General features: G+C 40.0%; 11 protein-coding genes. 5 read left to right on the plus strand and 6 right to left on the minus strand.

Going from position 1 to position 13,016, the window contains the following annotated elements; all coding sequences use genetic code 11:
• Window positions 1-55: 55 nt before the first annotated feature.
• On the minus strand, window positions 56-817 hold the full coding sequence (locus EMK97_RS07810; RefSeq protein WP_130598256.1) for an IS5 family transposase: 762 nt from the start codon (window positions 815-817) through the stop codon (window positions 56-58).
• Between the two features lie 319 nt (window positions 818-1,136).
• Here EMK97_RS07810 and EMK97_RS07815 point away from each other — a divergent pair, with 319 nt between their 5' ends.
• The 5 genes from EMK97_RS07815 to EMK97_RS07825 all read left to right on the plus strand — a co-directional run bounded on the left by EMK97_RS07815 (window position 1,137) and on the right by EMK97_RS07825 (window position 3,814).
• Window positions 1,137-1,397, plus strand: coding sequence for a hypothetical protein (locus tag EMK97_RS07815; RefSeq protein WP_130600976.1), 261 nt, complete (start codon window positions 1,137-1,139; stop codon window positions 1,395-1,397).
• A gap of 441 nt (window positions 1,398-1,838) precedes the next feature.
• Window positions 1,839-1,973, plus strand: coding sequence for a response regulator (locus EMK97_RS19405; RefSeq protein ID WP_342774642.1), 135 nt, complete (start codon window positions 1,839-1,841; stop codon window positions 1,971-1,973).
• A gap of 60 nt (window positions 1,974-2,033) precedes the next feature.
• Window positions 2,034-2,516, plus strand: coding sequence for a winged helix-turn-helix domain-containing protein (locus tag EMK97_RS07820; protein WP_342774643.1), 483 nt, complete (start codon window positions 2,034-2,036; stop codon window positions 2,514-2,516).
• Entirely contained in the window at window positions 2,513-2,659 is a 147-nt protein-coding gene (locus tag EMK97_RS19185; protein WP_246028908.1) for a hypothetical protein, read from the plus strand. Before EMK97_RS07820 ends, EMK97_RS19185 begins: the two co-directional genes overlap by 4 nt.
• 18 nt (window positions 2,660-2,677) lie before the next feature.
• Entirely contained in the window at window positions 2,678-3,814 is a 1,137-nt protein-coding gene (locus tag EMK97_RS07825; RefSeq protein WP_246028936.1) for a sensor histidine kinase, read from the plus strand.
• A gap of 10 nt (window positions 3,815-3,824) precedes the next feature.
• Here the strand turns inward: EMK97_RS07825 and EMK97_RS07830 are convergent, their stop codons facing one another.
• From EMK97_RS07830 to parE, 5 genes are all read right to left on the minus strand, one after another.
• Window positions 3,825-5,150 carry an IS4 family transposase gene (locus EMK97_RS07830; protein ID WP_130600978.1) on the minus strand — a complete coding sequence of 442 codons (1,326 nt, stop codon included), beginning with the start codon at window positions 5,148-5,150 and terminating at the stop codon, window positions 3,825-3,827.
• Window positions 5,151-5,353: 203 nt separating this feature from the next.
• Window positions 5,354-7,648: a DNA topoisomerase IV subunit A gene (gene parC / locus EMK97_RS07835; RefSeq protein ID WP_130600980.1), complete on the minus strand. Its 2,295-nt coding sequence runs from the start codon at window positions 7,646-7,648 to the stop codon at window positions 5,354-5,356.
• Between the two features lie 194 nt (window positions 7,649-7,842).
• On the minus strand, window positions 7,843-9,162 hold the full coding sequence (locus EMK97_RS07840; RefSeq protein WP_130600982.1) for a diguanylate cyclase: 1,320 nt from the start codon (window positions 9,160-9,162) through the stop codon (window positions 7,843-7,845).
• Complete coding sequence (locus EMK97_RS07845; RefSeq protein ID WP_246028909.1) at window positions 9,159-11,036, minus strand: GGDEF domain-containing protein; 1,878 nt, start codon at window positions 11,034-11,036, stop codon at window positions 9,159-9,161. The genes EMK97_RS07840 and EMK97_RS07845 overlap by 4 nt, the downstream gene beginning before the upstream one ends.
• 46 nt (window positions 11,037-11,082) lie before the next feature.
• Window positions 11,083-12,969 carry a DNA topoisomerase IV subunit B gene (gene parE / locus EMK97_RS07850; RefSeq protein WP_130600986.1) on the minus strand — a complete coding sequence of 629 codons (1,887 nt, stop codon included), beginning with the start codon at window positions 12,967-12,969 and terminating at the stop codon, window positions 11,083-11,085.
• Between the last annotated feature and the right edge of the window lie 47 nt (window positions 12,970-13,016).

Below are 13,016 nucleotides of genomic sequence, written 5' to 3' on the forward strand. Positions count from 1 at the left end.
AAATATTAACAAGTTAAATACTAGGGGTTGTTGATCTTTGCTGTACATATCTTGTTCAGCAGTACATCGGTAGCCACATTAACATAAATGCCAGCGATACCATGCTGGCATAATTCCTTCCTAATTTATCATATCTCGTTGAAATAGCTCTAAAATGCTTGATTCTCGCAAATGCATTTTCAACCAAATGACGATATTTGTATAAGCACCAATCCATGCTTGTTTTATCTATGTCTTGTCCGTAATTACGTTTGGCAATAACCGTTACCCCGCCCAGCTCTCGAACAAATTTGCGAAATGGCTCACTGTCATACCCTTTATCACAAACTACGGTATTTACATCATCTAACTGCGCTACCAAACTTTCTGCATGAACGATGTCGTGTCGTTGACCTTCTGATAGCTCAAAGCAAATTGGCAAACCACCACTATCCACTGCCAAGTGAATTTTAGTTGAATTTCCCCCTCGACTTTTTCCTATTTGTTCAGAATTGTCAGTAGCAGCCCCTGTACTGTGTTGGTGTGCTCGAACTATAGAACCATCAAGAAAGACCCAATCATAATCTGAAAGTTTGGCTAACTCATTGAATAGCATATTCAATAAGCCTTTCTTCGACCACAAATTAAAGCGACGATAAATGCTACTCCAGCCGCCAAACTCTGTTGGTAAATCGCGCCACGGGATGCCTGTTCTCAGTCGATATAATATCCCCTCAAACGTCATTCTGTGTTTTGGTTTGTTGTATATGCGGCCAGTGCTCTTCATTACTTGAAGTAGCTTTAACCACCGCTTATCAGTTAGCATTAGTCTAGGCATGGTATTGAGTTGTTAGTTTACTTTTGGCGAAGCAAATTATAACGCTTTACCATGCCGCTCAAAAAACACTCGCGAAAGATCAACAGCCCCTAGAAATTCCGCATAATAACTCAATGTTTTTAAATAAGTATCGAATAAATTTATAAAGTTTACCAAGTACTTGATTGACATATAAGCAAAAGTAAACCTAGTATATTGGTGATTGAGAATACCTATCATTTAAATAATCAATAAAAATACTTATGCGTATTACCGTTAGAATTAAAAGTATGACTTTTATTAAATTGGTAACAATCAAAATAAATCTATGGAGTTAATAATGAAAAAAATAATAATGTGTTTACTTGCTTTAACACTCACGGCTTGTGCCAGTAATGATAACAATGAACTACTTGCTAGCAATGATGCAGATACGAATCGTAAAAATGCCGAGGGCTACCAGTGCAAAAAAGAAAAAATCACGGGCAGTAACTTCCCAAGAAAGGTATGCACTACTGCTGCTGAACGAAGAGCAAGAGAGATAAAAGATCAAGAAGAACTGAAACGAGGCACTCGTAATAACATACCTCAGGGATATTAACCTATACATCAAACTAAGTAATCAAGGAACTATACCCTTCTACCCTTCCTTGGTTACTCCGTTAAACAAACTATCTGCACAACAGGTTTCATTACTTAGAACAAACATCTCCCTTTACTCAAGAAAAAGCACTATCCTTTAATCCAAAAACAAAAAATATTAAAGGTGATAGTCACAATAGTTTTTTACGTAACCTAGGCGTTAAAAATAGTTTTTGTGTTCATTACCACCGCGATGAAACCTTATTTAAGTATTGTTACTATCACGACAAACGCAGCGAGCAAGAACATATCAATTATCTAAAGTAAGCAATTCAAAAAATTACTAGCACTGTTGTTTCATTAACAGGGTTTTCATGGTTACTTTTTACTTATACCAACATATCAGTGTTGGCATTTATCAAAACACACTTTAGAATGCGCATTATTAGCATTTAGATTAATGATAATAATACTCATTATTGAAGATGATCCAACCCTAAACGAGCAACTTGCACAATTACTTCAACGGGAAAGCTACCAAATTCAACAAAGCTATGACGGTGACGACGGCTTACCTCAAGCTTGCTCTGGGTAATTTAACTTAATTCTACTCGATGTTATGTTGCCCAAGCGAGATGGCTATGCCCTGTTAAGCATGTTACGAAAAACCAGCCAAACTCCAGTTATTATGTTAACCGCGAAAGGCGCGGAGGAAGAGCGCATTAAAGGCTTAAGCCAAGGAGCAGATGATTACGTCACTAAACCATTTAACACCACAGAGTTACTACTTCGTATTGAAGCGCTACTTAGACGCAGCGCTGGCTTAGCAAAACCAAGTCCGAAAGAGTTAAGCCTAGATGGGCTATTTCTCAATGCCAATGAACAAAGTGTCACCTTGTTTGAACAAGCCATAGAATTTACCCCCATTCAATTTAACTTGTTATGGGAGCTACTTTTCTATCAAGGTGAGTTACTAAGCAAAGCACATTTATACCAAAAAGTGTTGAAGCGTAATTTAGGTGCGTATGATAGAAGTTTAGACATGCACCTTAGTCGAGTTAGACGAAAACTCAATGACGGCAATTGGTCAGGAGAACGTTTACAAACAATCCACGGTAAAGGTTACTGTCTATCATGAATCGACAGTTAATGTGGAAGTTATGCCTACTGATTACTGCCGGCATAGTCGCTTTATTCTATGTCATTAACACGCTCACCTCACGCACAGAGGGAGGCATGAGTTTTCTAAAAGACGAGCACAGACAAGAGCTTACCGCCTGAGGAAAACAAGCAGAGCAAATTTACCTAACGCTAGGAGTTAGCGCCTTAGAAACCTACCTTAAAACGCTGCAACAAAGAGAAGATACTTGGGTTTCTGTCATTAATTATCAACTAAACAAACTGGCTGGCGATGTCATTAAAGCAGATTATTATCAAGGCTATAATTTCGGCCGCAGTGTTGATTGGAAAGTGCATTTATATTTTGCCCGTAACCCCGTAATGGAAGTACCGTTTCAAGAGGGCCAAGTTAGCTTCTTAATCCAATTGCCTGAGCGCATGCGACCCGGCTCGTATTGGCGTCATACGCGCGTAACAATGCAAATCATTTTACCGATGATCTTACTGGCGCTGTTATCCTATTTACTCTATCGCCATATTATGGCGCCATTAAAGCAACTACAATTAGCGACTCAGGCTTTCAGCCATGGCAACTTAAAGGTAAGAGTACGAAAGCTATTAGGCAGTCGAAATGATGAACTAAGTGAGCTTGCTAATACCTTTGATCAAATGGCAGCACGCATTGGTGAGTTAATTGTTGGTCAAAGGCAGCTTATCGCCGATTTATCCCATGAACTAAGAACACCATTAACTCGCCTTGATATAGCCTTAGACAACTTATCAAGCCAAAATGAAAACCAAGAAAATATCGAGCGAATAAAGCGAGAATCAAAGCAAATTCGTCGCTTAGTAGAAGATACCCTAACCTTGGCTTGGTTAACTAACGAAAAGCCCAAGCTACAGCAAGAGTCAATTGATTTAGTCGATTTACTTGATGTGGTTATTGATGATGCGCAATTTGAGTTTCCGCAAAAACGTATTCATTGCCAGCTACCAAATAGCGCCCAATTAAATAACTCAAGCCATCGCGCCTTAGGTCAAGCACTAGAAAATATTATCCGCAATGCCTTACGCTACACCTCAAAAGATAAAGGTATCAAAATTACCCTAAAAGAGAGCGTACAGCATTTTGAAATTGATATCGCAGATAATGGCCCTGGAGTACCTAAAGAGTATTTAAGCAAAATATTCGAGCCGTTTTTTCGCGTTGATAAATCTCGCCCCGCGGGCAGCGACAGTTTTGGCTTAGCGCTTGCTCAGCGACAAATCGCTGCGATTAACGGTGAGATATTTGCACAAAATCGCATAAATGGTTAACACATGTCAATTAAGCATGTTTTGATTTGACAGGGTAGCGGGTTTTAGAAATACGAACGGTCCGGGCTTTGGGCCGTTTTCGTTTCTCTGGCAATATAAATTGTTTTACGTTTTCCCGCATCGCCCTCAACTTTTTAGGAATACTACCTGGTGAGGCTATTGCACACCACATAAACTCATCTTGGATAAATCGCATTGCCATCACAAAGCTTATGCGTAACGGAGAGACTTGTGCTTCTGTCGCTATTTGGCTTATCTCGGCTCTAATTAGGTTATACGCAATTAATAATCCCCATATTTCTTGCTTTACGCCCTGAACTGTTTGGCTTCTAAGCAATATTGCATTATCAAGTTGAAATTGCTTTAACTCCCCATAGCCATTTTCTATCTCCCAACGCTCGAAGTACACTGCCAGAATATCTTCTGCTTTGTATTTATTAATGTCAGTTAAAGAGCTCAGGAGCCCTTTAATATGATTACTTTGTTTGTTTTCTGGGTAAGTAACGAGGCGAGCTTGCCAAACTTCAGGTAAACTCGGGTCTTGTTTTCTGGCATGATTTGATACTGACATTTCAATGAGAAAATCATGTTCACTGTACTGTTCAATGACACGGTATTTGGTATTACTTTTTATGGGGGTTAACCAGTGCTGCTCTTGGTTATGCCGTTGCCAATTCATCATAAGTTCTGCGCTTAGGTAGCACCTATCAAAAATAGTGAGTGAATTTGCTGATGCTGATGAAATTAACTGTTTCGCATAATTAACCTCGCCAACTCGGCTTGAGCCAAATGCGACATCTTTTATTAGGCGACTACGCAATGACATTAATGCACATAATCGTACTACTGGATATTCAAGGTGCTTATCTTGGCGGTGCTTGATATACCCAAACTCGCTTGCAGTTTCTGGCGTGTCTGCACAACGAAGCTGTGTGCCATCCACTGAAAAAAGTGATAGCCCACACCAAGTATCATCCCCATCTTGTTGTTGTGACCAATGTGTCGCCGTCAATTTAAATAGTTCAGCTAATGGAGTGTCACTTAAGCGCTTTCGTGCTTGCGGGATTGCACTGGGAGCAAGTGTTTCACCCAGTTTATCTGACAGTATTAGGTCAAGTTTATCAACAACCTCGGTAATAGGGCGATTACGATAAAGGCCTATTCCCACGATGAGCCAGACAACAAGCTCAGCTGGTAGTTTGCGCCTTCTCATACTGGCTTTATCCGTTTCAACGAGTACCTTCTCTATCCATTCCATTGGCAAATGTTTTTGGAAAACAGATAAATCTTCGGGAGCAGCAAAAGTGTCTGTATCGAGTAACCAATTTGAAAGCATAAAAAAATCCAGTGACTTGTGATCACTGGATTTTGACAGATTGTAAAGATCGTTCAACCGATCATAATAATTTTCTTAACTGATCGGTGTTACACCAATGGTGGCTTGTTAGTGACTATTTTATTGACCAAAGCCTAGAACAAAAAACGCTGACATAAGTCAGCGTTTTTGTATTTAACCTAAACTCATATATATCAGGTTATTTATTCGCTAGGTTGTGACTCTTCTATCACTTCTGGCTTTTTCGCTAACTCAACTTCTAAATGAGAAACACGTTGTAGGCCACGTGGTAACTTATTACCGCGCCTGCCACGTTCACCACGATAATGTTCGATATCAGCCGCTTTTAAAGTTAACTTACGCTTACCAGCATGTAAGGTAATAGATGCCCCTTCTGGCACTATCGCTAATAGTGTCACGAACTCTTCGCGCGCCTTAACTCTAGCCGAAGGAATATTGATAATTTTATTCCCTTTACCTTTACTTAATTCCGGTAAGTTTTTCACTGGGAACACTAACATTCGACCTTCTGTGGTGATTGCTAAACAACTATCGCTGTCAATATTATCAACGCGCTGTGGTGACATAACCTTAGCCGCTTCAGGTAAGCTAATCAGCGCTTTACCATTTTTGTTACGACTAACCATATCGCTAAAGCTAGCAACAAAGCCGTAGCCAGCATCACTGACCAGTAAGTACTTAGCCTCATCATCAGCCATAACACAATGAACAAAGGTTCGCCCAGTTGCTAAGTTAAATCGACCGGTAAGTGGCTCACCTTGGCTTCTTGCCGTGGGTAGCGTATGAGCATCAGTGGTAAATGCACGACCATCTGAGCCAATAAAGGCAACAGGTCTATTACTTCGACCTTTCGCGGAACATAAATAGCTATCACCGGCTTTATAACTTAAGGCTTTAGCGTCAATATCATGGCCTTTGGCACAACGCGCCCAACCTTTATCAGATACCACGACAGTAACTGGCTCACTTGGTACTAAATCTTTTTCCGTTAAGGCTTTTGCTTCACTACGCTCAACCAGTTTAGAGCGACGCTCATCACCATACTGCTCAGCTGCGGCAAGAATTTCCTTTTTCATTAAGGTATTCATGCGCGCTTTGGAGTTCAGCGTTTTTTCTAAGTATTCACGCTCTTTATTTAATTCATCTTGCTCGGCACGAATTTTAATTTCTTCAAGCTTAGCTAATTGGCGAAGTTTGATTTCTAAAATGGCATGAGCTTGCGCATCTGATAAACCAAAACGCGACATTAACTCCGCTTTAGGTTCATCATAATTTCTTATAATTTCAATTACTTCATCAATGTTAAGATAAGCAACCAATAAACCATCTAAAATATGTAATCGTGCTAAAACTTTATCTAAGCGATATTGTAAACGACGACGCACTGTTTCACGGCGAAACGCTAGCCACTCAGCTAAAATTGTTTTTAAATCCTTCACCGCTGGGCGGTTATCTAAACCTATCATATTCAGGTTTACGCGATAGTTTTTTTCTAAATCGGTACTGGCAAATAAATGTTGCATTAATTGCTCAACATCAACACGATTTGACCTTGGCACAATAACTAAGCGCACTGGGTTTTCATGATCGGATTCATCACGAAGATCGACCACCATAGGTAGCTTTTTCGCCTGCATTTGTGCAGCAATTTGTTCAAGTATTTTACCGCCTGCAGCTTGATGCGGCAAGGCACTGATAACTATTTCACCTTGCTCAACCTCGTAAACAGCGCGCATTTTGATACTGCCGCGACCTGTTTGGTATATTTTTTCAATATCAGTTTTCGGGGTGATTATTTCAGCATCTGTTGGGTAATCTGGTCCTTTAACATGCTCAAGTAACTCAGGTAATTCCGCTTTCGGTTGCTCTATTAAATGAACACAAGCATTGGCAATTTCTCTGACATTATGCGGCGGGATATCAGTTGCCATACCAACAGCAATACCGGTAATACCATTAAGCATAATATGCGGTAACCTAGCTGGTAAGGTTTTTGGCTCTTTCATGGTGCCATCAAAGTTTGGCTGCCAATCTACCGTGCCCTGCCCTAACTCTGAGAGTAAAACCTCGCTAAAGCGTGATAAACGCGATTCGGTATAACGCATAGCTGCAAATGACTTAGGATCATCTGGCGCCCCCCAGTTACCTTGCCCATCCACTAACGGGTAACGATATGAAAACGGTTGTGCCATTAATACCATAGCTTCGTAACAGGCAGAATCACCATGGGGGTGGAATTTACCTAATACATCACCGACAGTACGAGCCGATTTTTTATATTTTGCCGCAGCGGATAAACCCAATTCAGACATGGCATAAACAATGCGCCTTTGCACCGGCTTTAAACCATCACCAATGTGAGGTAATGCACGGTCCATAATAACGTACATGGAATAATTTAAATAAGCTTCTTCGGTAAAGCGCCTTAAAGGAACTTGCTCTACACCATCGGGGCTGTATTCGAGTACATCTGACATGAATTGGTTTTCCTGATACGACTAACACGCAGGTAAAATGCGGTTAAATGAATTATTTTCTGAGCATTTTTTATCGGATATTCATTCTCAATAAAAACTGCCTATTATTTATCTGTTTACTGCCTTTTTAAGCTCGTTATAGCTTAGCTGATTCTCGCATGGGAAAAAATAGTTAAGGCTAAATAAACTGTGAATTATTCAACGCCACTGTCTTGACTACGCCTTTCCTGCTCATGGGCAATTTTGTTATAACTGACAACACAGTTTCGCCCTTGCTCTTTTGCTTGATACATAGCTAAGTCAGCGCAATGTATTAACTCATCAAAGCTCATGTTGCTGTGTGTCATACTTGCTAAACCGATACTCACCGTCACTTTTTGCTCGCTAGGTAAATAATCAAAACTCGCCTGTGATATTTTCTCATTAATCCGTTCAGCAATAGCTTTTGCTTTATTGTAATCAGCATAAGGTAAAAGGGCGGCAAACTCTTCACCACCAATACGAGCAAAAACATCGCGAGAGCGCATGGTTTCACCAACTAATTGCGCACATTTTACCAGTACTTGATCACCAATATGGTGGCCAAAATTATCATTGATTTTTTTAAAGTGATCTAAGTCGAGTAGTAACACGGTAAAGTCGCTTGGCTTATTAGCAAAGTCTGCTATTAATTTATGGCCTTGTTCAAACAGGGTGTTACGGTTATACACTTGCGTTAACGCATCTATTTTGGTTAGCTGCAATAATTTATTGCGCACTTTTACCTGCCTAAAAAGCAGTAAAATGAAGACAAAGGTTGTCGCCAAAATCGCGATAAAATTATAACGACGTTGCTGTTTTTGTGCTTGCTGCTCAGCGATACGCCTGGCCTTACTTTCATTTTGCGAAATCAGTATTTCATTAAGCTCAACCTTTTTCTCTACCTCAATGTTTTGTTTGAGCGAGTCAATCATCTGTTGGCGTTTGCTTTTTCGATACTGCTGATATTTTTTTAAATACTCACGTCGTTGTAAAAATGCTTGCTGGTAATCGGCTTGTTCCGCATAAAGTTGCGCTAAATGATGATGCAGTTGCGAAAATATTGGCGCAGATAATTGTGCGTCAGGTATATGTTCGAATAATTGTTCTGCGCTTTGAAATAGCTCAGTTGCTTGCAAATATTGCTGATTACTTTTCGCAGTTAACGCCTTAGCAATGAGTAACAAACATTGCTCAGCATAATTGTACGAAGCAATAAGGTCTGATAATCGGGTTATTGTTTGCTGAGTATCAACTTGGTCATGCTCACTGTCATTTAACAAGCTAATTAAAGATATTAATTGCGGGTCAATAGATAACTCAGCTACGGGTGCTAGCGCCGAAAGCTGGGAGACGTTTTTTTTCTCTTGCGCTATATCACTTTGTTGAGCCAGCGTTAATGAACTAAACAATAATGAGCTAAGCAATAATGAACTAAGCAATATTGGCACAAGTAAGACAAGGCGTAAGTAATCACGAACATAGGCTAAGTTCATCCGCACACCCTATCCCTGCCCTGAGCCTTTGCTTGATATAATCTCTCATCAGCAGTATTAATAAGGCTTAATAAATCCCCTTTCTCATGTGCTTGCTTACTGGCAACACCAATACTTACGGTAACTTTTTCAAGCGATGTCATCGGCCAAGTTATCTCAGCAATAGCCACTCGTAATCGCTCAGCAATGATCTTGGCCTGCGCCAGCGATGTTTTCGGCAAAAGGACAATAAACTCTTCGCCACCATAACGGCCAAAAATATCAGTTTTACGCATCATAATTTGCCCTAGCTTTGATATTTCAACCAAGACACTATCCCCCTGACGATGGCCGAGGTTGTCGTTAATTTGCTTAAAATGATCAATATCAATCATTAATACGCTATAAGCGAATTCTTTTTGGCAAGCCAAAGCAAGTGATTTATTTCCCTGATGTATTAAGCTACGCCTATTTACTACGCCAGTTAATGGATCGACACTTGAAGCAATTTTTAATTTTTTCTTGCCTTGTAGTAACTTAACCAGTAACCAAGCAAATGCTAACGCTGCTAATGCACTTAACAATAAATAGATATTTTCTTCTTCATTAGCTATTTTCGCTTGAGTTAATGCCGCTTCATGCAATAAGTTTTGATCTTGCAATGCCTTATTACGCGCATCTGCCTGTTCACTTTCTAAATGCAAGCGTACTTGTTCAACTGAGCGAGTATCTTCTTTATCATCCATGGCAGCAATATCAAGTAGTACTTGGGTTTTTAACTGATAGGCTTGTTCAAACTGTTGTTGTTCAAACAAGGTATTCGCTCTTAAATTATGTAAGCTAATGATACTGTGCTTTTGTAGTGAACTTAACTGACTTTGTTCGGCCAACATAGCCTCTGCTTTATCAATACTCACTAAGGTTTTGTCATACTGTTTTAACTCAAACAAAATAAATGCTTGGTTGATATAAAACTGCACTAACACACTGTGTTGCTCAGTAAAGTCAATAAACTGCTTGGCTTGCATCAGGTATTGATAAGCAGCTTCTGGATTACTCTCTTCCTGCTCTAAATGCGCCCAAGCCATACCTGAATAAACACCATACAAGATCTCACTATCCGATGAAGTGTTTTTTGACTCAGCTATGATGGTTTTAAATACAGCAATGGCCTGAGCATAGCGCTCATTGCTATTATGATTGATGGCAATGTTATGTAAGCTATTCAGCGCTGCATGAAGCTTACCTGCCTTTTTAAAGTGTGCATACGCTTGCTGATAATAAGCCATAGACTGCTTATCTTGTTGCAAGTAGGAATATAAGATGCCTAGCTCTGAATTGACCGAGCCTTTAAGCTCTTCATCACTGGTTTGCTCGGCAATATTAAAGGCATCATTTAACACCACCAAAGAGCGCTCATAATCATCACTCAAGTAATAAATAGCGCCAAGATTAATTAAGCCATAGGCAATAAACACTTTATTATGTAGTGATTCGGCAACTTCTAAGCCTTTTTTATAATCTTCTCTGGCATCAGGAATATGACCTAAGCTCTCAAAGGCAAAACCTCGAATATATAAAAGCTCAGTAATTTTTATGCTAGGGCTGGCAAGTTGTTTCGCTATATTTAGCCCTTGATTTGCCGTTGTCTTACCTTGAGTATACTGGCCTTGTTCAACGTAAATTTCTGCAAGCAATTTATAATATAACAGCTGCTGCTTGATACTAAGTTCACTAACCAGTGGCTGATAAACTATAAGTCGCTTAAGTGCCAGCGTTAAATTTGTATCAATGAGTTGCTCAACACGTGACGCATCAGTATTAAAATGCTCTATATTGACTTGCTTAGCAAAAGCAAAAGGAAGGTTTAAGACGATAACTATTAACCCAGTCAAAAGCTGAGTTAATAGTCTGCTGGGGGTAAAGTTGCTAAAAATCACACTAAACCACAGCCATATCACCCTTAGTTTGCAGCCACTCCTTTCTGTCATTACTGCGCTTTTTAGAAAGTAACATATCCATTAATTCCATAGTATCACTATGCTCATCAACGGTGAGTTGCACCAAACGGCGGGTATTTGGATCCATTGTTGTTTCGCGTAATTGAACTGGGTTCATTTCACCCAAGCCTTTAAAGCGCTGAACATTCACTTTGCCGCGCTTTTTCTCTGCTTCTATTCTGTCTAAAATACCATCTTTTTCCGCTTCATCGAGCGCATAGAAAACTTCTTTGCCTAAATCAATGCGGTATAACGGTGGCATAGCAACATAAACATGGCCTGCTTGTACAAGCGGCAGAAAATGCTGAGTAAATAGCGCACAGAGCAAGGTGGCAATATGTAAACCATCGGAGTCAGCATCAGCAAGAATACAGATTTTGCCGTAACGTAATTCTGATAAATCATCACTGTCAGGATCTATCCCTAAGGCAACAGAGATATCATGCACTTCTTGTGAGGCAAGAATTTGCCCTGAATCAACTTCCCATGTGTTAAGTATTTTACCACGCAGCGGCATAATGGCTTGATATTCTCTATCGCGCGCTTGCTTAGCACTACCGCCAGCAGAGTCACCTTCCACTAAGAATAATTCGGTTAAATTAATATCTTGGCTGCCACAATCCGTTAGCTTGCCTGGTAATGCTGGGCCTTGGGTAACCTTTTTACGTACGACTTTTTTGCTGGCACGCATACGCTTTTGCGCATTGCTAATACAAAATTCTGCCAACGCTTCAGCTATTTCTGTATGTTCATTTAACCATAAACTAAAGGCATCTTTTACTACGCCTGTTACAAATGCAGCACATTGCCTTGACGATAAACGCTCTTTCGTTTGCCCGGCAAATTGAGGGTCTTGCATTTTTATCGATAAAATATAGCTACATTTATCCCAGATATCATCTGGCGTTAATTTAACGCCGCGCGGGATAATATTTCTAAACTCACAAAACTCGCGCATTGACTCTAACAAGCCTTGACGCAAACCATTAACGTGCGTACCACCAGCTATGGTTGGAATTAAGTTAACATAGCTTTCACCTAGACCTTCACCGCCTTCTGGCAACCAGGTTACCGCCCAATCAACGGCTTCATGTTGCGATGAAAAGCTACCAACAAAAGGATCTTCAGGTAAGTTAACATAATCTTTAACCGACTCTTTTAAATAATCAGTTAAACCATCTTCATAACACCACTGATACTTTTTATCTTCGGTTTTATCATGAAACTTTATCGTTAAACCGGGGCACAATACCGCTTTGGCTTTTAATAAATGCGTTAGCCTTAATACGGAAAACTTCGGTGAATCAAAATAGCTGGCATCCGGCCAAAATTTTACTTTAGTACCGGTATTTCGTTTACCGACAGTGCCGGTTTCTCTTAGCGCTTCAACTTTTTCGCCGTTTTCAAAAGCCATTTCAAATACTTTACTGTCACGCTTAACCGTCACATCAACACGCGTTGATAAAGCATTGACTACTGAAATACCTACCCCGTGTAAACCACCTGAAAATTGATAGTTTTTATTTGAAAACTTACCACCTGCGTGTAATTTGCTGAAAATTAGCTCAACACCTGAGACCCCTTCTTCAGGGTGAATGTCTGTTGGCATACCACGACCATCATCAATAACTTCCAATGATTGATCTTTATCTAAAATCACTAAAATGTTTTGCGCATGCCCAGCTAGTGCTTCATCAACTGAGTTATCAATAACCTCTTGACCTAAGTGGTTTGGCCTTGTGGTGTCGGTATACATGCCCGGACGTCTTCTTACTGGCTCTAGGCCACTTAAGACTTCAATGGATTCTGAGTTATATTGATCAGTCATAGAAATTTATAGTTATTAGCAGTGGTTAAAGATGTTTTGCATAAAAG

Origin of the sequence: Litorilituus sediminis (genome assembly GCF_004295665.1) — a bacterium.
GTDB classification, from domain to species: domain Bacteria; phylum Pseudomonadota; class Gammaproteobacteria; order Enterobacterales; family Alteromonadaceae; genus Colwellia; species Colwellia sediminis.

What these genes read in the sequence shown, in the direction of transcription:
- EMK97_RS07830 (WP_130600978.1), bottom strand. Translation starts at nt 5,150, where the DNA reads ATGCTTTCAAATTGGTTACTCGATACAGACACTTTTGCTGCTCCCGAA.
- EMK97_RS07810 (WP_130598256.1), bottom strand. Translation starts at nt 817, where the DNA reads ATGCCTAGACTAATGCTAACTGATAAGCGGTGGTTAAAGCTACTTCAA.
- parC (WP_130600980.1), bottom strand. Translation starts at nt 7,648, where the DNA reads ATGTCAGATGTACTCGAATACAGCCCCGATGGTGTAGAGCAAGTTCCT.
- EMK97_RS19405 (WP_342774642.1), top strand. Translation starts at nt 1,839, where the DNA reads ATGATAATAATACTCATTATTGAAGATGATCCAACCCTAAACGAGCAA.
- EMK97_RS07840 (WP_130600982.1), bottom strand. Translation starts at nt 9,162, where the DNA reads ATGAACTTAGCCTATGTTCGTGATTACTTACGCCTTGTCTTACTTGTG.
- EMK97_RS07820 (WP_342774643.1), top strand. Translation starts at nt 2,034, where the DNA reads ATGTTACGAAAAACCAGCCAAACTCCAGTTATTATGTTAACCGCGAAA.
- EMK97_RS07815 (WP_130600976.1), top strand. Translation starts at nt 1,137, where the DNA reads ATGAAAAAAATAATAATGTGTTTACTTGCTTTAACACTCACGGCTTGT.
- EMK97_RS19185 (WP_246028908.1), top strand. Translation starts at nt 2,513, where the DNA reads ATGAATCGACAGTTAATGTGGAAGTTATGCCTACTGATTACTGCCGGC.
- parE (WP_130600986.1), bottom strand. Translation starts at nt 12,969, where the DNA reads ATGACTGATCAATATAACTCAGAATCCATTGAAGTCTTAAGTGGCCTA.